This window comes from Paraburkholderia heleia NBRC 101817 (assembly GCF_000739775.1).
Lineage (GTDB): Bacteria > Pseudomonadota > Gammaproteobacteria > Burkholderiales > Burkholderiaceae > Paraburkholderia > Paraburkholderia heleia.
Map to the genome: position 1 here is coordinate 50757 of NZ_BBJH01000037.1, position 19043 is coordinate 69799.

The following is a 19043-nucleotide window of genomic DNA, read 5'->3' on the forward strand; positions in this document are numbered from 1 at the left end:
GCGATGAGACGGCGCACGTTCCTGCACAGGGGCCTGGCATGGCCGCTCGCGGCGCTCCTGCCACGCGCCGTGCGGGCGCGCATGCCGGACTATCCGGCGGTGACGAGCGGACAGCCGCTCGTATTTCCGCGCGACTATGGCGCGCATTCGCGCTATCGCACCGAATGGTGGTACGTGACCGGCTGGCTGCAAACGGACGCCGCCGCCGCGGATGCCGGTGCCTCGCTGGGCTTCGAAGCGACCTTCTTCCGCTCGCGCCCCGCGCTCGACGACTCGAACCCGAGCCGCTTCGCGCCGGATCAGCTACTGTTTGCCAACGTGGCGCTGAGCGATCCCCACGCGGGCAGCCTGCAGCACGATCAGCGCATTGCGCGCCGCGGCTTCGGTCTTGCCGATGCAAGCGAGACGGACACGGCAGTCCACATCGACGACTGGTCGCTCGCGCGCAACGCGGACGGCCGCTACCGCCTGAACGTCGCTACGCCCGGCTTTGCGTTCGCCTTCACATTGGCGCCGACGCAGCCGGTGCTCGTCAACGGCGCAGGCGGGTACAGCCGCAAAGGTCCGCTGCCGGACGAAGCGAGCTACTACTACAGCGTACCGTGGCTGCAAGTCGACGGCGTGCTCAAGCGCGGCGACGATTCGACCGGCCATGCCGGGCATGTGCGAGGGCAGGCGTGGCTCGATCACGAATGGTCGTCGGCGCCGCTCGCTGATGAAGCGGTCGGCTGGGACTGGATCGGCATCAACTTCGATGACGGCGGCGCGCTCATGGCCTTGCAGATTCGCGACAGGGCAGGGCGCAAGTTCTGGGCGGGCGGCACGCTGCGCGCCGCCGATGGAAGCACACATACGCTTTCGCCAGAGAGCATTCGCTTCACGCCGCTGCGCCAGTGGCGTTCGCCGCATACCGGCGCACAGTATCCGGTCGCGATGCGCGTCGATGCGCAGGACATCCATCTGACGCTGGTGCCGCTCATGGACGATCAGGAGTTCGACAGCCGTGCCAGCACCGGCGCGGTGTATTGGGAGGGCGCGGTGACGGCGTTTGCCGTGGACGCGGCGAGCGCGGGCACGAACGCGGGCGCGGCAAATACCGCTGCGAAACCCACAGGAAAACCGCTAGGGCGCGGCTATCTCGAACTCACGGGCTATGTTCAGCGCCTCCGGCTTTAGCGCTATTACCCCAGCTCGAACGACGTCACACCGAACACGCGATCGATTGCAATCGCGGGCGCGTTTTTCGTGTACATCCGGGCGGTTTCGAAGACGCTCGTCATACCGTGCCGCTGCGCCAGCGCGACGGCTGCGGGGTTCGTTTCCGGCACGTCGAGCACGATGACCTCGCGAGGCATGCTCGCCGCCAGCGCGCGAAAGAGGCCCGTGGCAACGCCCGCATCGTCGGCGAAGAGCGGGCCGATCTTGCAGCCCGCCTCGCAGCGACGCACGACGCCGTAGCCGACGACGCGGCCCGCGTCGACCGTAGCGAGCGCAACGGCATCGGGCTGTGAAATCCAGGCGCGGAGGAAACGCTCGCGCGCCGCGGGAAAACAGGCGCGATCGCAGGCTAGCAACTGCTCGAACGGCACGTCCGCGGCTGCCGCCACACATGCGCACCCGATGCCGCTCACACGACCCTGATAGCGGATGTTGCGGTACGCGAGCCGGAATCCGGACTTCCCATAGTTCGCCTGTTGGGCGACGACACCGTCGAGACCGATGTTACGGTCTCCCAGGTAGCGCATGCCGTGCTGCCAGATTCGCATGCCGAAGCCTTTGCCGCGAAATCCGGGTTTCACGATGTAGAGTCCGATGAAGCCAAAGCTGTCGTCGTAGGCGACGGCGCAGAGGCACGCGACCGGCTCGCCGCGCCAGACGCCGACAAAGAAACCGGCCGGGTCCGCTTCCCTGAAACAGCGCGCGTCGTGCCACCCGGGGTTCCAGCCCTCGGCAGCCGCCCATTCGACCGACATGGCCACCTCGTCGGCCGACATGGTGCGCACGATGAAGTCGTCGGTTTGTTCCATGCCTTCGCAAGCCCGTTATGAATGTGAGCAGGCGCTCGTCATGCAATGCGCAACGTCGTGTCGATGCGCGTGCCGCGCTTGATGAAGAGCGTGACTGGCGTCTTCTCGCAGATTTCGGCAAGGCGCGCGCGCTGCGCTTCTTCAAGCGGTCCGTCGACTGCCACGCCGCGGCGGATGGTCTGGGTCCCGTCGTGATCCACATGCAGGCTGACTTCGACCGCAATCGCGGCGGCTGGCCAGGTCTTGCGCTGCATGTACATGCGCAGCGTGGCGGCCGTGCACGCGGCAAGCCCGGACAACACGAACGCGAACGGCGCGGTGCCGCGGTCCTGGCCGCCTTCGTGCGGGCCTTCGTCGCCGGTCAGCGGGTGGCGGCCAGCCTCGATGGCGACGACGTAGTTGGGCGCATCGGCGGCAAGACGAGCCGTAGCGGAAGCGAGCGGCATGGGCAACTCCCCGGAATGGTGCGATCTCGCGCGCGAGATCAGTTGAACGAACGCGGCTGCAAAGTCAGTCGCACGGCGCGACGATCGCCTTTGCCCGCTCGGCTAGCGTAGCTTACTCGGCCGGTTTCCATGGCCAGCCCGTCCTCATCGTGGATGACTGAGCCGTTGCGCCGTTTTCGTCGCCACGATCGTTCACCGGTGTCGAGGCGTGGGCCGTTTTGTCGAGTTCGAGTCCGAACCAGCTAACCTTCTGCCTCACATAGGCGGCGTAGGAGGCCCAGCCTTGCGGATCGTCCGCGAAGAGTTCGCGCTGCACCGTCGAGGCAAGCTCGACGCGATCGAGTTCGGTTTCCAATAGCGCCTTGGGCCAGCTCGCGTAGGCGCTTGTGGCCCGTTCGAGAAAATCTCTTGCGAGCGTGCGAGGCGACATCTGCTGCAGAAAGGGCAACGCCTGCAAGGAAGGCTCGCGCGACGCAAGATGCGCAATGGGCGAAAAGGGCTGAGTCGCGCCGACGCTGCGCATCGCCTCCAGAACCTCTCCAAGGTGCAGCAACAGTTCGCGTCGGTCGAATCGGTCGTCCACAATACGTTCCAGGTCATGTTCCCCGGCGGCGAAGTGAGGCCGCGTGCCGGGAAAAGGATGATGAGGGTGACACCGGTGCGTTTCGGCAAGCCCCCGGCTCGCCGCGCACGAGAAGTTTACCGACTCATCGTGCACAGAACGTTTCGAGTTGTATCAGGGAACAGTGAGCCTGCCCCTCAAAGAGGTCGGACCTGGGTTCTGCCGCCGGCGCCGCACCGGACCGGCGACGAAATCGACCGAGCGATCCCGCGCAGGTCAGTGCTTGTGGACTTTCTCCAGTCCGTCGGCGGGCTGCACGGTATGCTGACCGGACTTCTCGCTTTCGACCTCGTAATACGGGTCGTCCTTCGACGCGGCGACAGTGTGACCGTCCAGTTCCGTATCCCTGATGATCCGGCGGACGACGGTGCCTGTCGTCATGCCCTGCGGGGTGTTCCACGTGACGCGATCGCCTGTTTTGAGCCGATGGGACATGATGGTGCGCTCCGGTGGTTGAATCGCCCTCAGCGTCGCATTCCTCGTTCCTGCGCGGGGGCCCTGCGAGCGATCTCGACGCACAAAAAAAACGCCAACCCGGATGGGTTGGCGTTTTATAGGGGAATGACGGGTATCAGAACTGATTCATGGTGTTGTCCTTACCCGCTGCCTTCAGCGCCGCTTCGCCGCTGAAATACTCCTTGTGGTCGTCGCCGATGTCCGAGCCCGACATGTTCTGGTGCTTGACGCAGGCGATGCCCTGGCGGATTTCCTTGCGCTGCACGCCGGCCACGTAACCCAGCATGCCCTGGTCGCCGAAGTATTCCTTAGCCAGGTTGTCGGTCGACAGCGCGGCGGTGTGGTACGTCGGCAGCGTAATCAGGTGATGGAAGATGCCGGCTTCGCGCGACGCGTCGGCCTGGAAGGTGCGGATCTTTTCGTCGGCGGCCTTCGCCAGTTCGCTCTCGTCGTATTCCACGCTCATCAGCTGGGCGCGGTCGTAGGCCGACACATCCTTGCCCGCGGCCTTCATCGCGTCATATGCCTGCTGGCGGAAGTTCAGCGTCCAGTTGAACGACGGGCTGTTGTTGTACACCAGCTTGGCGTTCGGGATGACCTTGCGAATCTCGTTGACCATGCCACCGATCTGGCCGATGTGCGGCTTTTCGGTTTCGATCCACAGCAGGTCGGCGCCGTTTTGCAGCGCGGTGATGCAGTCCAGGACGCAGCGCGCTTCGCCCGTGCCGGCGCGGAACTGGAACAGGTTGCTCGGCAGGCGCTTCGGACGCAGCAGCTTGCCGTCGCGCTTGATGACGACGTCGCCGTTGCCCAGCTGGTCAGCCGACAGTTCCTCGCAATCGAGGAACGAATTGTATTGGTCGCCCAGGTCGCCCGGCGTCGTGGTGACGGCGATCTGCTTGGTCAGGCCGGCGCCCAGCGAGTCGGTGCGCGCCACGATGATGCCGTCGTCCACGCCCAGTTCGAGGAAGGCGTAGCGGATCGCGCGGATCTTGGCGAGGAAGTCCTCGTGCGGCACGGTAACCTTGCCGTCCTGGTGGCCGCATTGCTTCTCGTCGGACACCTGGTTTTCGATCTGGATGCAGCATGCGCCCGCTTCGATGAACTGCCTCGCCAGCAGATAGGTCGCTTCGGCGTTGCCGAAACCCGCATCGATGTCGGCGATGATCGGCACGACGTGGGTGACGTGGTTGTCGATCTTTTCCTGGATGGCGGCCTTGGCAGCGCCTTCAGCCGCGTCCAGCTGGCGGAACAGGCCGCCCAGTTCACGGGCGTCGGCCTGGCGCAGGAAGGTGTACAGCTCGCGGATCAGCGCGCTGACGGAGGTCTTTTCGTGCATCGACTGGTCCGGCAGCGGGCCGAACTCGGAGCGCAGCGCGGCCACCATCCAGCCGGACAGGTAAAGGTAGCGGCGCTCGGTGCTGTTGAAGTGCTTCTTGATGGAGATCATCTTCTGCTGGCCAATGAAGCCGTGCCAGCAGCCCAGCGACTGCGTGTACTTCGACGGATCGGCGTCGTAGGCAGCCATGTCGGCGCGCATGATCTTCGCCGTGTACTTCGCGATGTCGAGGCCCGTCCTGAACCTGTTCTGGGCCCGCATGCGTGCGGCGTATTCGGGATTGATGGCATTCCAGGCGCTGCCTTGTTTCTCCTTCAAACCCGCAACTGCCTTGATGTCGTCTTGATATTGAGTCATGTCTATTTCCTCAGAGGAAAGCGCGATTGAATGAACCGTTCAGCGTGCCGCTCCGTCTGTCGAAGCGAACTGCATGACTCAATTGTAGGGTCTTCTCGATGCGTCGCAGCAAAGTCTTATATAAGACATATGACTTATTTATTCGTTATTTATCAATGAGATAGTCGGCAATTTTTGCGCTGTAGAACATGTTTTCATAAAGCGGAATGGCGTCGCTTCGAAAATCCAGGGCGGATTTCATAATGTGAAGTGCGCTTTCGGTTGCCGGAGGCGGGCGAGCGCGGATGGCTCGGGCAACGATAGAGGGGGACAAACGTCCGCATTGACGAACCGGGTCCCAAGGCGCGATGGGACCCGCCTTCGAAGCGGTCCGACTGGAACAGCCAGCCGCCGCGCTGCGTGGACGGGGGCGCGCCAGCCAGGCGCGCGTCGACGCTTCAGATAGCGATGCGCGCGGGCTTCGTACAGTGGCGGCGCGGATCAGCTGGAGACGAGGGCGTGCCGCCGCGAGGGCGACACGACCGATCTTCGGAAGGCTCGCATGCGTTCTTGCGCGCCAGCCAGTTTCACAATCCGCCTTAGCGCAGGCCCCCGCTGGCGACGATATGTTCGCCCGTCAGCCATTTGGCATCGTCCGATGCGAGGAATACGACGGCCGTGGCGATATCGTCCGGCTGGCCCACACGTCCGAGCGGCGTCTGGCTGACCACCTGGCTTTCGAATTCCGAGCCGATTACGCCTGCCGTGTGTGCGCCTTCCGTCTCGATCATGCCAGGATTGATCGCATTGACGCGAATCTTGCGCGGTCCCAGTTCGCGTGCGAGCACGCCCGTGATCGCATCCACGGCGCCCTTCGTGCCGCTATAGACGGCCGTTGCCGGCGGCGTGACCGTCGTCACGACCGAACTCACGTTGATGATGCTCGCACCCTCGCCAAGATGCTTGACGGCCGCCTGCGTGGTGAGCAGCACGCCGAGCACGTTCGTGTCGAACTGCTTGCGGTATTGGGCCTCGGTGAACTCTTCGATAGGCGCGAACTCATAGACGCCGGAGTTGTTGACGAGGATGTCGAGGCGACCGTAAGTTTCGACGGCCGCGCCGACGATGCCTTGTGCGTCGGACGCTTTCGACACGTCGCCGCCAACGGCAACCGCTTTGCCGCCGGCCGCCGTAATCGCGCTCACGACCGCATCGGCGCCCGCCTTGCTGCTCGCGTAGTTCACGACCACCGAAGCGCCTTCGGCCGCGAGGGCCTTGGCGATCGCGGCGCCAATGCCTTTCGACGCGCCCGTGACGACCGCCACCTTGCCTGCAAGCTTGCTCATCCTGTTCTCCTTACCGTATGTCGCAGCATCGAATGGAACCGGCGTCTTGACTGGTATGAAGCAATCGGCCGGCGACGCATACGAATTTAAAGGTCCGCGCCGCCGCGATAAAGCGGCCAGGCGCGAATTGACTGGCAGGATCAGCCGAACAATCGGGCGAAGCGCCGCAAACTGAAGTCAGCGTGGAGTAAGCGGATGGGGAATTCCAGCGGCATCGACCGTAAGGGCTTTTACCAGCGCTGGTGGACGTGCGGCGCAATATATTGCTTGTAAACGTCCCGCACGCGTTGCATCGTCGCGTTGGACAGCGGCGCGAGGTTCGCCGCCGAGACGTTCGACGCCGCCTGGGCCGCGTTCCTGCTGCCCGGAATGATAACGGAGACAGCGTCTTCCATGAGTATCCAGCGCAGGGCGAGTTGTGCCATCGAAGCGTCCACGGGTACCAGGCCGCGCAGTTCGTCGACCGCCTTCAAGGCGACGTCGTACGGCACGCCCGAGAACGTTTCGCCCACGTCGAATGCCTCGCCATGACGATTGAACGCACGGTGGTCGTCTGCCGCAAAAACGGAATCCGCGGACAGTTTGCCGGTGAGCATGCCGCTGGCGAGCGGCACTCGCGCAATGACGGCAACGTTCTTCTTTAGCGCCTCGCGGAAAAACAGCTCGGCGGGACGTTGACGGAACATGTTGTAGATGATCTGCACCGAAACCACGTTGGGATATTCGATCGCCTTCAGGGCTTCCTCCACCTTTTCGACCGAAACGCCGTAAAAGCGGATCTTGCCGGCGGCGACCAGGCTGTCCATCGCGTCGAACACCTCGGGGCGGTAATAAACCTCCGTCGGCGGGCAGTGTAGCTGCACCAGGTCGAGCGTGTCGACGCCAAGGTTCGAAAGACTCCGGTCGATGAAGCCTTCGAGTGCGTGCTTGTTCAGATAGCCGCTGGTCACATGCGGGTCGAGCCGGCGTCCGAGCTTCGTCGCCACGATGGGACGCTCGCCGCCGCGTTCGCGCAGCACGTCCCGGATAATGCGCTCCGAACGGCCGTCGCCGTAGACGTCGGCGGTGTCGATGAAGGTGACGCCGCTATCGAGCGCGGCGTTCAGCGCGGCTCTCGCATCGTCTTCGCCAACGCTGCCCCACGAGCCGCCGATTGCCCATGCACCAAAGCCGATTTCGGACACATTCCAGCCGGTCCGCCCAAATTTTCTCTTCGAAAGCGTCATTTGCATGCTCCTCCTATGGTTTGCGCAGCTGTCTCGCAGGCGTTTCGATGGCCTCTGCGCCAGTAGTGTAGCTGGCGGTCTGTCCTGCTGCTGGCCAAAGCACTCAATTCACAGACGGTTTTCTACCAGTCCCCTCGGGCCAGAAACAGGCTCGCCGCCAGGCAAAGACATATCGCCCGCGCCCGACGCCTCGCCAATCTCAACCTCGACCTCGCCATTCAAAACCGCCCGCGCCCGCTCGACATCCAGCGCGCCCTCCCATCTGGCGACCACAATGGTCGCCACGCCGTTACCAATCAGATTCGTCACAGCACGAGCTTCATTCAAGAAGCGATCCACGCCCAACAGCAGCACGAGCCCGGAAACCGGAATCTTATGCATCGAAGCAAGTGTTGCCGCGAGTGCGACAAACCCGGCTCCCGCTACACCGGCCGAGCCCTTCGAAGTCAGCAGCAAAACGCCCAGCACGACAAGCTGGTCGAGCAGCGAAAGATGAATGTTCATCGCCTGCGCCACGAAGAGGGCCGCCATCGTGAGATAGATCGCCGTGCCGTCCGCGTTGAACGTATAGCCGGTCGGCAGCACCATGCCGACCACAGGACGCGAACAACCGAGGTTTTCCATCTTGACGAGCATCTGCGGCAGCACCGCCTCGGTCGACGCCGTGCCGAACGTGATCAGAATTTCGTCGCGGATATAGCGGAGATACTTCCATAGCGAAAAGCCGCAAACGCGCATGACGAGCCCGAGCACCACCACGACGAAGACAATCGACGTCACGTACAGGCAAAGCATCAACTCGCCAAACGAGGCCAGCGTGCCGAGCCCGTACTTCGCGATGGTGAACGCCATGCCGCCGAACGCGCCCACGGGCGCGACATACATGACGATACGCACGACGCCGAACATGCCCTGCAAAAACATGTCGAGCATATCGACGAGCGGTGCGGTGCGCGGGCCGAGCTTCGCCAGCGCAATGGCGAACAGGACCGAGAAGAAGATGATCGGCAGCATTTCGCCGTTCGCAAACGCGCCGACGATGCTGTTCGGCACGATGCTCATGAGGAACCCGAGCGCCGTGTGGTCGTGGGCTGCGTGCGCGTAGCCGGCAATGGCCGAACTGTCGAGGTGCGCCGGATCGATGTTCATGCCGCTGCCCGGCTTGATCACGTTCACGACGACGAGGCCCACGAGAAGCGCGATGGTCGAAGCCACTTCGAAGTAGAGCAGCGCCTTCACGCCCACGCGCCCAGCTTCGTGCAGATCGCTCATACGGGCAACGCCCACGACGACCGAAGCAAAGATGATCGGCGCGAGCGCCATGCGAATCAGCTTGATGAAGAGGTCGCCAAGCGGTTTGAGATCGGCTCCGATATCCGGATAGAAGTGGCCGACGAGAATGCCCGCCAGGATACCGATCAAGACCTGTATGTAGAGCTTCGAGAGATACTTTCTGAGTTTCGAGGGCCGCATGTCTGTCTCCTGAGCATGGCGCCATCCGGGTGAATCTGGGCGACCGCCAACCGCCATGCGTGCAGCGGTTGGGTTTGCGGTCGCGTTATCCTGTTCGCTTCGGCGTCAAGCCGCGAGCTTCTGCATTTGCGCAAACAGGTCGGCCTTACCCTCGAAGCCGATGCCGGGCAGGTCGGGCATCGTGATGTAGCCGTTGTCGACCTTCACGCCGTCGGGGAAGCCGCCATAAGGCTGGAACAGATCGGGATACGACTCGTTGCCGCCAAGACCCAAGCCCGCCGCGATGTTGAGCGACATCTGATGGCCGCCGTGCGGAATGCAGCGGCTCGCGGACCAGCCGTGCTGATGCAGCATCTCCAGCGTGCGCAGATATTCGACGAGGCCGTAGCTCAACGCGCAGTCGAACTGCAGCCAGTCGCGGTCGGGCCGCATGCCGCCGTAGCGGATGAGGTTGCGCGCGTCCTGCATCGAGAACAGATCCTCGCCGGTCGCCATCGGCTTGTCGTAGTAGTTGCGCAGCGTTGCCTGCAATTCGAAGTCGAGCGGGTCGCCTGGCTCCTCGTACCAGAACAGGTCGTATTGCGAGAGCGCTTTCGCGTACCGGATCGCGTTGTCCAGATCGAAACGGCCGTTGGCGTCGACGGCAAGCTTCTGGCCGTCGCCCAGCACGCTCAGGATCGAATCGATGCGGCGCAGGTCCTCGTCGAGCGACGCGCCGCCAATCTTCTTCTTCACGACCGTGTAGCCGCGGTCGATATAGCTGCGCATTTCGTCCTTGAGCTTGTTGTGGTCCTGGCCCGGGTAGTAGTAGCCGCCCGCCGCATACACGAAGATCCTGCGGTTGGGTTGGCCGTTGCCGTAGCGCTCGGCGAGATGCTGGAAGAGCGGCTTGCCTTCGATTTTCGCCACGGCGTCCCACACCGCCATGTCGATCGTGCCGATCGCGACCGAGCGCTCGCCATGGCCGCCCGGCTTCTCGTTGGCGAACATCGTCGCCCAGATCTTGCGCGGGTCGAGATTGTCGCCCGCCTCGTTCACGAGCGAGGCGGGATCGGTTTCGAGAATGCGGGGGATGAAGCGCTCGCGCATCAGCGTGCCCTGGCCATAGCGGCCATTCGAATTGAAGCCATAGCCGATGACCGGTTTGCCGTCGCGGACCACGTCGGTGACCACGGCGACGAGGCTGAGTGTCATCTTGCTGAAGTCGATATAGGCGTTGCGGATCGAGGAACTGATCGGAATGGTTTTTTCGCGGATTTCAACGATTCTCACGGGTGTCTCCTGGTGGCGCGGCCAGCATTCGCGTCGTTCGCATGGCCGCTCGCGGTTGGCTGGCTGTGGGAGACGCTAGGTTATGCGCCTGGAACAGCACTATGATTCACTTGTTTTCACATCTTTATTAACCTGCGGTGAAGAATGATCTGACCTCCTACCTGGCGTTTTTTGTCCTGCTCGGGCGTTACGGAAACCTTTCAAGCGTTGCGCGGGACATGGACATCACGCCGCCGGCGGCGACCAAACGGCTTGCGCAGCTCGAGGCGCGCCTGGGCGTGCGGCTCGTCAACCGGACCACCCGCAGCGTGAGCCTGACCGCCGAGGGCGAGACCTTTCTGCACTACGCGACGCGCATTCTTGCCGAAGTGAAGGAAATGGAAGATGTGGTGTCGTCGAGCCGCTCCGTCACGCGCGGCTTGCTGCGTGTGAACGCGACGCTCGGCTTTGGGCGCACGACGATCGCGCCGCTCGTATCGGAGTTTGCGAGGCGGCATCCGCATGTCGAAGTGCAGCTCGACGTCACCGACCGGCCGATCGACCTCGTCGAAAGCGGCGTGGATCTGGCGATCCGTTTTGGCGAGCTGCCCGACAAGCGGCTCATTGCGCGGCGCATCATGACGAATCGCCGCCTGCTGTGCGCCTCGCCGCGCTATCTGGAGACGCAGGGTACGCCCGCAACGCTGGGCGATCTCGCGAATCATCAGTGCATCGTGCATCGACAGAACGACAATGCATACGGCATATGGCGCCTCGCGCGCGGTGGCGAGGCGCATTCGGTAAAGGTGCACGGCATGCTGTCGAGCAACGACGGCGACATCGTGCTTGGCTGGGCGCTCGACGGGCACGGCATTCTGCTGCGCTCGGAGTGGGACCTGGCGAAGTATCTGGAGAGCGGGCGCCTGCGCGTCGTGCTGCCCGAGTTCGTGCAGCCGCTTGCCGATTTGTTCGTGTATTACCCGAACAAGCGCAATCAATCGGCGCGTGCGCGGGCGTTCATCGATTTTCTGGCGGAACGGTTCAACCGGCACGCTCCGGTGGCCGAGCCCGCGCAATCGGGCGCGTGAAGACCTTGTCTGTCTCCTTGAGGCGCAGACAATCCATCCGGCTGGAAAGGCAGCGGTGGTCATTACAGCCGGCCGATGTTTGCGGTAACGTGCGCGTTTGCAGAGGCGGGAATGACGCGACGAACAGGAGAGACACAGATGACAAAGCGAGTGATAGTGACCGGCGGCAGCGGCCTTGCCGGCAAATGGGTGGTCGAGAACCTGGTAGCGCACGGCTACGAAGTGTTGAATCTGGACCGTGTGCCCATGCCGAAACGTACCGCGCGCACGCTGATCACGGACATCACCGACGCGGGCCAGGTTTTCAATGCGATCGCGTCGACCACGGCGCCGGTGGAATTCGCCGACGACCTGGAGCCGAAACCGATCGACGCGATCGTGCACTTCGCGGCGATTCCCCGCATCATGCTGACGACCGATAACGAGGTCTATCGCATCAACGTGATGGGGACATACAACATTCTCGACGCCGCTGCGAAGTTGGGGGTCCGCAAGGTGATCGTGGCCTCGAGCGAGACGACTTACGGCGTGGTGTTCGCCCACCGGCATCGCGATCCCGCGTACTTTCCGCTCGACGAGAACTATCCGGTGGATCCGATGGACAGCTATGCCACCTCGAAAGTGGTCAACGAAGTGACCGCGAAGGCCTTCCAGGCGCGCACCGGGTCGGACATCTACTGTTTTCGCATCGGCAACGTGCTCGATCCCGAGGACTACGCGAAGTTCTCCACGTGGCTCAAGGACCCCGCGCTGCGCAAGCGCATTGCGTGGAGCTATATCGACGGGCGAGACCTCGCCAACGCGTGCCGCCTCGCCATCGAAACGGACGGGCTCGGCTTCGAGATCATGAACGTGGCGGCGGACGACGTGTCGTCCGACTTGCCGACCCAGACGCTGCTGGACCGCTACTATCCGGGCGTGCCGGTCAAGAAGGCCCTCGGCGAGTTCGAGACGCTGCTCAGCAACGAGAAGCTCAAACGGCTGCTCGGCTGGCAGCAGCAGCACTACTGGCGCGACGAGGCAAAACGCTGCAATCCGTAAGCGCTGTCAATGCGCGGGGCCAGCGAGCGCTGGCCCCTTCACGACGTCGATGCTTCGGCCGGCGTTATGCCGCCAGCTTGAGCGCTTGCGAGAAGTCCGCGATCAGGTCGTCGATATCCTCGATGCCCGCCGAAAGCCGCAGCATGCCGTCGGAGATGCCCATTGCCTTGCGCGTTTGCGCTCCGGCTTCGAAAAAGATCGTCGGCGCGACGGGAATGATGAGCGTGCGCGTGTCGCCGAGGCCGGTTGCCTTGATCGGCAGCTTGAGCGCGTTGACGACGTCGATCATGCGCTCCGCGTTGAGCAGTTCGAACGAGAGCAGCCACGATGCGCCCTTGAAGAGCGCCTGTGCAACCTCGTATTGCGGATGGCTCTTCAAGCCCGGATAGAACACCTTGCCAATGGCTTCGTGGCCTTCGAGAAATTGCGCGAGCGCGAGCGCATTGTCGCTGCTCTGCTTCACGCGCAGGGCGAGCGTTTCCGCGCCCATGGCGATGGCGTGCGCCTGCTCGGACGACAACGACGCCCCCATGTCCCGCAGGCCCTTCTTGCGGATCTGCAAAAGCCCCTGGTCTTTCGCCGGCGAGCGCCGGTAGTCGTCGGCGATATTCGGGTACGCGCTCCAGTCGAACAGGCCCGTATCGGTTACCGCGCCGCCGAGCGCGGCCCCATGGCCCGCGATGGTCTTCGTCAGCGAGTTGATGACGAGGCTCGCGCCGACTGCCTTCGGCTGGAACAGGGCGGGTGAGGTAATCGTGTTGTCGACGACGTAGACCAGGCCGCGCTCGCGGCACAGCGCGCCGATGCCTTGCAGGTCGGGAATCTGCGTGCCCGGATTCGCGATGGTTTCGACGAACACCATACGCGTATTGGGCTGGATGGCGTTCTTCACGTTTTCGGCGTCGCTGGCGTCGACGGTCGTGACTTCCACGCCGAGCGTGCGCAAGGTGCCGAACAGGCTGTTGGTGTTGCCGAACACGTAGCGGCTCGACACGAGATGATCGCCCGCGCGCAGGAGCGTGAGGAAGGTCGCCGTGATCGCGGCCATGCCGGTGCTGAAGCAGACCGTGCCGGTGCCGCCTTCGAGGCTCGTGATCTTGCGCTCGAGCGCGGCAGTCGTGGGGGTGCCCTGCCGCGCGTAGTTGAAGCCGCCTTTCTTCGTGCCCTGAAACACGCCGATCAGGTCCTCGACGCGCTCGAAACCATATTGCACGGACGTGTGAATCGGCTGACGCACGCCGCCGTGCTCGGTGCCCGCGATCCTGTCGCCGTGAACGATGCCAGTGGTGAAGCCGTGCTTGCTCATTCTTACTCCGTTTCTCCAGTCGATTGCGTTTGGCACATTATCGCCTGTAACGCGCGTTGCCGGCATGTTGCCGGCACCTCGGCGCTGCGGGCCAATCCGGCACGCGCCAACGCCGTTCGGACTGCGACGGTCACAACTGCGAATCGAGGAGGGCGGCAGCGTGTTCGAGCAGCTTTTCCCGCAGCGAACGGCGGCGCCAGTCTTCAAGCGTGATGCGTTTCGCGAGGGCGACGTCGGCATCGAAAATGGCCGTCTGCCGGCGCGCGAAATCGCGGTCGTAGATGTTGAGATTGGCCTCGTCGTTGAGCTTGAACGAGCGGCTGTCGAAGTTGGTCGAGCCGACCGACACCAGATATTCGTCGACGACGATCAGCTTGCAATGGAACATCGTCGGCTGATATTCGTACATCTTTGCGCCGGCCGCGAGCAGGCTGCCCCAGCACGCACGCGACGCCTCGCGCACCGTGTGGGTGTCGATGCGCTTGCCGGGCGTGATGATACGCACCTTCACGCCGCGCTTCACCGCCTCGACGATCGCGTTGATCGTCAGCTTGCCGGGCACGAAGTACGCCGTCGACAAATGGATGGAGCGCGCCGCGGCGGTGATCGCCATGAGGTACATCAGCTCCATGTCGTCGCTGCCGCCCGAGGGCGAGCTGCTGAACATGTGCGCGAGGCCGTTGCCCGCGGCGTCGATCTCGGGAAAGTACCTGGAGCCGTGCAGCACATTGCCCGTCGACTTGACCCAGTTGTCCATGAAGACCGCCTGCATCTGCCCGACCGCCGGACCCTCAATGCGAAAGTGCGTGTCGCGCCAGTGCTTTTCGTCCTGCGCGTGGCCGGTCCATTCCTCGGCGATACCCACGCCGCCCGTGAACCCGATGCGTCCGTCGATCACGAGCAGCTTGCGGTGCGTGCGGTCGTTCATGCGGCCGAGACCCGTCCAGTGCGGCTTGTGATACAGCACGAGCTGGGCGCCCGCCTCGCGCAGCATGCGTTGATAGCGCTTGTCCATCTTCGACGAACCAACCCAGTCGAGCAGCACATGCACGGCGACGCCCGCGCGCGCCTTGTCGGCCAGCGCTCGCGCGATTTCCTCGCCAATTGCCCCGGACCAGTAAATGAAGGTCTCGAAGGTGATGGTGTGCTGCGCCGAGCGGATGCCCGCCAGCATCGACGGAAAGATTTCATCGCCGTTCACGAGCACCTCGAAGCGGTTGCCTCCCACGACGGGCGGCCCGAGCAGCAGCCCCATCGAACGGATGAACTGCGGACTGTCGCTCGCGTAGAGCCGGTCGATCTTGTGCTCGATCTTCTTTTCGCCGCTCGTGAGGTTCGCGATCACCAGGATGGCGACGAGCGTCACCGCGACCGTCACGACGATGAGGGCAATTGTCGGCATGCGTGGGCCTCGCCTCGCGGATGGGAACGATGCCCTGCTGTAGCACATTGCATGCGCAAGCAGCGCCGGACGATCAATCCGGCACGGCGGCTCCGGCCATGTGGTCCGGATTCGCCGGCAATTCCATGATGACGCGGTGCAAGGTCTTGATTTCGTTGACGGTCACGTCATCGGAGAGCGGGTTGGCCCAGGCCGCTGCGGGTTGCCGGCCCCAGGCCGCGTCGCGGCGAAGAGCGGGCAAATCGTGGAACAACGGCGTGATCAATGGGTACCGGCGGGCAGAACCGTTGAGATTACGCCGGTCGCGCTGGCAACGAGCACGTAGTCGCCGGCTACGCCTACCCAATGGTAGCCGCGCGGGGGCGCTTTCAGGCCATGCTGATGCCAGTTTTCGACCACGAAAATCCGGTCACGGTATTCGGGCGGCAGGCGGTCGCCACGATGCCAGTCGCGATGCGGAATGGCACCGACCGGGCGGTTGGCTCTTTCGATCGAGGTGGGCGGCGGGTTGCCAGGACGGTGTTCAGGCTGCGATGCGAACGCCGTGCCTGTCGTTGCGAGCAGGGCGGCAACAATGAAAAGTGTCGTGACTTTCGCTTTCATGGTGAATGCTCCAAATAGCGTTCAGGAAAAAGGAAGTGAGATGAAATTTACCTGGGACCGTTGATCATTCGCTAACGGACTCACTTCCGGCGGATTCGCTGGCGCGACGCTCCTCATCGGCGACGCGGTTCGACGTACGTTCCTTGACGACAGATTCGCCGTGCGGAGCAGTGCTCGGCGCTGGCAAGCGGGCCATGGCCATGAACGGCGCCATCATGAGGAGGCCGGCAATCGCAAACGAGGCGTTGAGTCGGTTGATGTACGTGTTCACGGCTTTCTCCCGGGTCATGAAATGAAGGATGACTAAATTATTGAAGGACTGACTCGAAGGACTGACCCGAGGTTCGAGGGAAGCCACGGTAAGACTCGTTCCGAATCCAAAGCTTGCAGCAAGTTTACATTTCGTAAGATTTGCTTTCAAGCAAGGGGAGTGAAGTTTTTGTGCGGCGTATCGCCTCACAAAATTGGCGCGCGAACACGGCGGGAGTCGCCGCCAAAGCCTCAAGGCTGCCGCGGCCGGCCGCGGCGCTGGTCTCCCCGAGGGCGCGCGGCATGCGCATGACGTCAGGCGACGGCGCCCTCCCTGAGCCTGAACGCGGACACGGTCTCGCGAAGCGAGTGCGCCTGCTCAGCCAATGCGTACGTCGCAGCCGATGCCTCCTCCACGAGCGCCGCGTTTTGCTGCGTGGCCTCGTCCATTTGCGCGACGGCGATGTTCACCTGCTCGATGCCCGCCGACTGTTCGCGCGACGCCGTCGAAATATCCTGCACGGTGCCGGAAACGCGCTCCACGGCTTCGACGATCTCGTCGATGATGCGGCCGGCGTCGGCCACCTGGGACGATCCGCTTTCGACGTGTTCCTTCGACTGCTCGATGAGCGCCTTGATCTCGCGCGCAGCGCTCGCGCTGCGCTGCGCGAGCGTGCGAACCTCGCCCGCGACGACGGCGAAACCGCGGCCTTGCTCGCCCGCACGCGCCGCTTCAACGGCGGCGTTGAGGGCGAGAATGTTGGTCTGGAACGCGATGCCGTCGATCAATCCGATGATCTCGCCGACCTTGTTCGAGCTGTGGGCAATGGATTGCATCGTGCCGACCACGCCGCGCATCACTGTGCCGCCGCGCGCCGCGGTCTGCGCCGCCGTACCCGCAAGCGAGCTGACGTGCTCCGCATTCTGGGCGTTCATGCGGACGATCGAGGTCAGCTCCTCCATGCTCGCGGCCGTTTCTTCGAGCGACGCTGCCTGCTCTTCGGTACGCGAAGACAAATTCTGGTTGCCCGAGGCGATCTGCGCGCTCGCCGTTGCCACGCCTTCGGCGTTGGCCCGGACCTTGCTCACCACGCGCGCGAGGCTCGCCTGCATTTTCGCAAGCGCCGTGAGCAGTTCCGCCGTTTCGTCGTCGCCATGCGCATGCAGATCGGTCGACAGGTCGCCGTCGGCAACCTCGCGCGCAAAGTTCACGGCGCGGCCCAGCGGGCTCGTGACCGTGCGGCTGAACAGGACGCCACCCGCCAGCGCGAGCAGGAACGCGACCACCATCAGCACGGCGCTCACGATGGTGGCGTGCGCGGCCTGCACCGCGGCCTGTGCGGCCACTTGCGCGTTGGTAGCGGCAATCGTCTGCGCGGCTCGGTCGAGCAGCTGGGCTGGCGCGCGATCGACGCCGGCGACCACGGTGTCGCCTGCAACGGGATCGGCGCCCGCCGCCTTGAACGCCTCGAAGCCCTTGCGATACCCCTGACCCATCGCCTCGTGCGCCTCGGCGAACTGCGCGACGAGCGTGCGCGCTTCGCCTTCGGGCAGCTTCGTTTCGAGCGCGGCGGCGAGATCGTTCACAGTGCGCTCGCGCTTCTGAAACGCGCTCCAGTAGCGGTCGAGTTTTTGCGGGTCCTTGCCGCGCAGGAGGGTGTCTTTCCACTCCTGCACCTGCAGCTTGAACTCGACGAGCGTGGCCGACACCATGCGCTCATTCGCGGCGGCATCCAGCACGGTGGTGCGGTAGGTATCGATGGCCTGGTTGAGCGTGTGGATGCCGTAGAACGCACCCGCCGACATGAGGGTGAGGGACGCGGCGAAAGCGAGCGGAATCTTGCGGCTGAGTTTCATTGGGGTCGAATGGCTGGAATGCGGGGCGCATGACGCGCCGACCTCCTTATAACGGCTTGCGTCCGCCCTTCTTGAGTTTTAGCGCATTGCGCCTGCGGTTGGGGATGAAGGGAGGGCATCCACGGCGCACCCGGCATTGCGTCATGGGGAGCGGTGATCTGGCGCACATAACATGCGATCGATCAGGCTCGTTCCTGACAAAAAAGCAGGTCAAACAAATAATAAGGGTTGCGAAACGATATGGTGGTCAGGCGTCTCCCCGTAAGGTGCCTACCCCGACGTTCACCCCGTCGGCCCGGCAGGGTGCGGGCTTTCACGCGCGGTTGATAGAATTGCGCAACGCGAACCCCCTCGCTTCGAAGGAGCCAGTCTGAATGTCGCCGAACACGGATACCGATTTTTTTCGCCTTCTCGCAAACAGTTATCGCCGCCTGTTGGGCAGTGCGCTCGTGCCCGAAGGCATGAGCGACACAGAGGGCGCGGCCTGGCTCTACGAGCGCGCGCCGTTCGGTTTGCTTGCGCACGGCACGCAGACGGACCCGGTGTTCATGTATGGCAATCGTCGCGCGCAAGCGATCTTCGGCTACGACTGGAACGAAATCACGGCGCTGCCCTCGCGTCTTTCCGCGCAAGCGCCCGAGCGTAGCGAGCGGCAGGCGTTTCTCGATTCGGTCACGCGCGAAGGCTTCGTGAAAGACTATCGCGGCATCCGCATCACGAAGTCGGGACAGCGTTTCTGGATCGAGCGCGCGACCGTATGGCAACTGATCGACGAAGCCGGTATGTTGCACGGGCAGGCTGCGATGATTCCGCACGTTGCGCCTTGCTGACCCTCGCTTGCGCTTGACGTGGCCCGTGAGAAATACATCGATTGCCCGGTTCACGCCCGCCAGCATGTTCGCGCGCGAGGCCCTGACCTCATAGCCAGGCGTCGCAATGTCGAGCCGCCCGGCTCCCAGAAGCGCCAACAGATGT

19 protein-coding genes are annotated in these 19043 nt (G+C 63.5%); 4 read left to right on the forward strand and 15 right to left on the reverse strand.

Translation table 11 applies throughout. The features are described 5' to 3' along the window. The first annotated feature begins 3 nt into the window (after window positions 1–3). The gene (locus BHE01S_RS27075) at window positions 4–1176 is read left to right on the forward strand and encodes a lipocalin-like domain-containing protein (RefSeq protein WP_042269288.1); all 1173 of its coding nucleotides are present in this window, start codon (window positions 4–6) and stop codon (window positions 1174–1176) included. Between the two features lie 5 nt (window positions 1177–1181). Here BHE01S_RS27075 and BHE01S_RS27080 read toward each other — a convergent pair whose 3' ends face one another. The 9 genes from BHE01S_RS27080 to BHE01S_RS27120 form a co-directional block, all read right to left on the reverse strand. Beyond that, window positions 1182–2027: a GNAT family N-acetyltransferase gene (locus BHE01S_RS27080; protein ID WP_042269289.1), complete on the reverse strand. Its 846-nt coding sequence runs from the start codon at window positions 2025–2027 to the stop codon at window positions 1182–1184. A 38-nt stretch (window positions 2028–2065) separates the two neighbouring features. Continuing rightward, window positions 2066–2473 carry an OsmC family protein gene (locus BHE01S_RS27085; RefSeq protein WP_042269290.1) on the reverse strand — a complete coding sequence of 136 codons (408 nt, stop codon included), beginning with the start codon at window positions 2471–2473 and terminating at the stop codon, window positions 2066–2068. A gap of 112 nt (window positions 2474–2585) precedes the next feature. Continuing rightward, window positions 2586–3056 carry a hypothetical protein gene (locus BHE01S_RS27090; RefSeq protein ID WP_052406144.1) on the reverse strand — a complete coding sequence of 157 codons (471 nt, stop codon included), beginning with the start codon at window positions 3054–3056 and terminating at the stop codon, window positions 2586–2588. Between the two features lie 255 nt (window positions 3057–3311). Next, window positions 3312–3530, reverse strand: a complete 219-nt coding sequence (locus BHE01S_RS27095) for a hypervirulence associated TUDOR domain-containing protein (RefSeq protein ID WP_042269291.1) — start codon at window positions 3528–3530, stop codon at window positions 3312–3314. Window positions 3531–3666: 136 nt separating this feature from the next. Next, the gene (locus BHE01S_RS27100) at window positions 3667–5247 is read right to left on the reverse strand and encodes an isocitrate lyase (protein WP_042269294.1); all 1581 of its coding nucleotides are present in this window, start codon (window positions 5245–5247) and stop codon (window positions 3667–3669) included. A gap of 578 nt (window positions 5248–5825) precedes the next feature. Next, entirely contained in the window at window positions 5826–6572 is a 747-nt protein-coding gene (locus BHE01S_RS27105) for a glucose 1-dehydrogenase (RefSeq protein ID WP_042269296.1), read from the reverse strand. Between the two features lie 230 nt (window positions 6573–6802). Continuing rightward, complete coding sequence (locus tag BHE01S_RS27110) at window positions 6803–7798, reverse strand: aldo/keto reductase (protein WP_042269388.1); 996 nt, start codon at window positions 7796–7798, stop codon at window positions 6803–6805. 108 nt (window positions 7799–7906) lie between these two features. Continuing rightward, on the reverse strand, window positions 7907–9271 hold the full coding sequence (gene dctA / locus BHE01S_RS27115) for a C4-dicarboxylate transporter DctA (protein ID WP_042269298.1): 1365 nt from the start codon (window positions 9269–9271) through the stop codon (window positions 7907–7909). Between the two features lie 105 nt (window positions 9272–9376). Next, complete coding sequence (locus BHE01S_RS27120; RefSeq protein ID WP_042269300.1) at window positions 9377–10543, reverse strand: mandelate racemase/muconate lactonizing enzyme family protein; 1167 nt, start codon at window positions 10541–10543, stop codon at window positions 9377–9379. Between the two features lie 137 nt (window positions 10544–10680). On the opposite strand from BHE01S_RS27120, the gene BHE01S_RS27125 reads away from it, so the two are divergent. Both BHE01S_RS27125 and BHE01S_RS27130 read left to right on the forward strand, forming a co-directional pair. Beyond that, window positions 10681–11610, forward strand: coding sequence for a LysR substrate-binding domain-containing protein (locus BHE01S_RS27125; protein WP_042269302.1), 930 nt, complete (start codon window positions 10681–10683; stop codon window positions 11608–11610). Window positions 11611–11748: 138 nt separating this feature from the next. Further along, window positions 11749–12651: an NAD-dependent epimerase/dehydratase family protein gene (locus BHE01S_RS27130; protein ID WP_042269304.1), complete on the forward strand. Its 903-nt coding sequence runs from the start codon at window positions 11749–11751 to the stop codon at window positions 12649–12651. A gap of 64 nt (window positions 12652–12715) precedes the next feature. On the opposite strand, the gene BHE01S_RS27135 is transcribed toward BHE01S_RS27130, so the two are convergent. The 6 genes from BHE01S_RS27135 to BHE01S_RS27160 all read right to left on the reverse strand — a co-directional run bounded on the left by BHE01S_RS27135 (window position 12716) and on the right by BHE01S_RS27160 (window position 18068). Next, window positions 12716–13957 carry a cystathionine gamma-synthase family protein gene (locus BHE01S_RS27135; RefSeq protein WP_042269305.1) on the reverse strand — a complete coding sequence of 414 codons (1242 nt, stop codon included), beginning with the start codon at window positions 13955–13957 and terminating at the stop codon, window positions 12716–12718. Window positions 13958–14087: 130 nt separating this feature from the next. Further along, window positions 14088–15359, reverse strand: coding sequence for a cardiolipin synthase (gene cls / locus BHE01S_RS27140; RefSeq protein ID WP_042269307.1), 1272 nt, complete (start codon window positions 15357–15359; stop codon window positions 14088–14090). A 73-nt stretch (window positions 15360–15432) separates the two neighbouring features. Then, window positions 15433–15624 carry a hypothetical protein gene (locus BHE01S_RS27145; protein WP_042269309.1) on the reverse strand — a complete coding sequence of 64 codons (192 nt, stop codon included), beginning with the start codon at window positions 15622–15624 and terminating at the stop codon, window positions 15433–15435. Further along, window positions 15621–15962, reverse strand: coding sequence for an RcnB family protein (locus BHE01S_RS27150; protein ID WP_042269310.1), 342 nt, complete (start codon window positions 15960–15962; stop codon window positions 15621–15623). The genes BHE01S_RS27145 and BHE01S_RS27150 overlap by 4 nt, the downstream gene beginning before the upstream one ends. 64 nt (window positions 15963–16026) lie before the next feature. Then, window positions 16027–16320 (reverse strand): hypothetical protein, encoded by a 294-nt coding sequence (locus tag BHE01S_RS27155; protein WP_167337713.1) that lies wholly within the window; start codon window positions 16318–16320, stop codon window positions 16027–16029. 206 nt (window positions 16321–16526) lie between these two features. Beyond that, complete coding sequence (locus BHE01S_RS27160) at window positions 16527–18068, reverse strand: methyl-accepting chemotaxis protein (RefSeq protein WP_042269314.1); 1542 nt, start codon at window positions 18066–18068, stop codon at window positions 16527–16529. Between the two features lie 374 nt (window positions 18069–18442). On the opposite strand from BHE01S_RS27160, the gene BHE01S_RS27165 reads away from it, so the two are divergent. Beyond that, entirely contained in the window at window positions 18443–18898 is a 456-nt protein-coding gene (locus BHE01S_RS27165; protein ID WP_042269316.1) for an MEKHLA domain-containing protein, read from the forward strand. The last annotated feature ends 145 nt before the right edge of the window (window positions 18899–19043 follow it).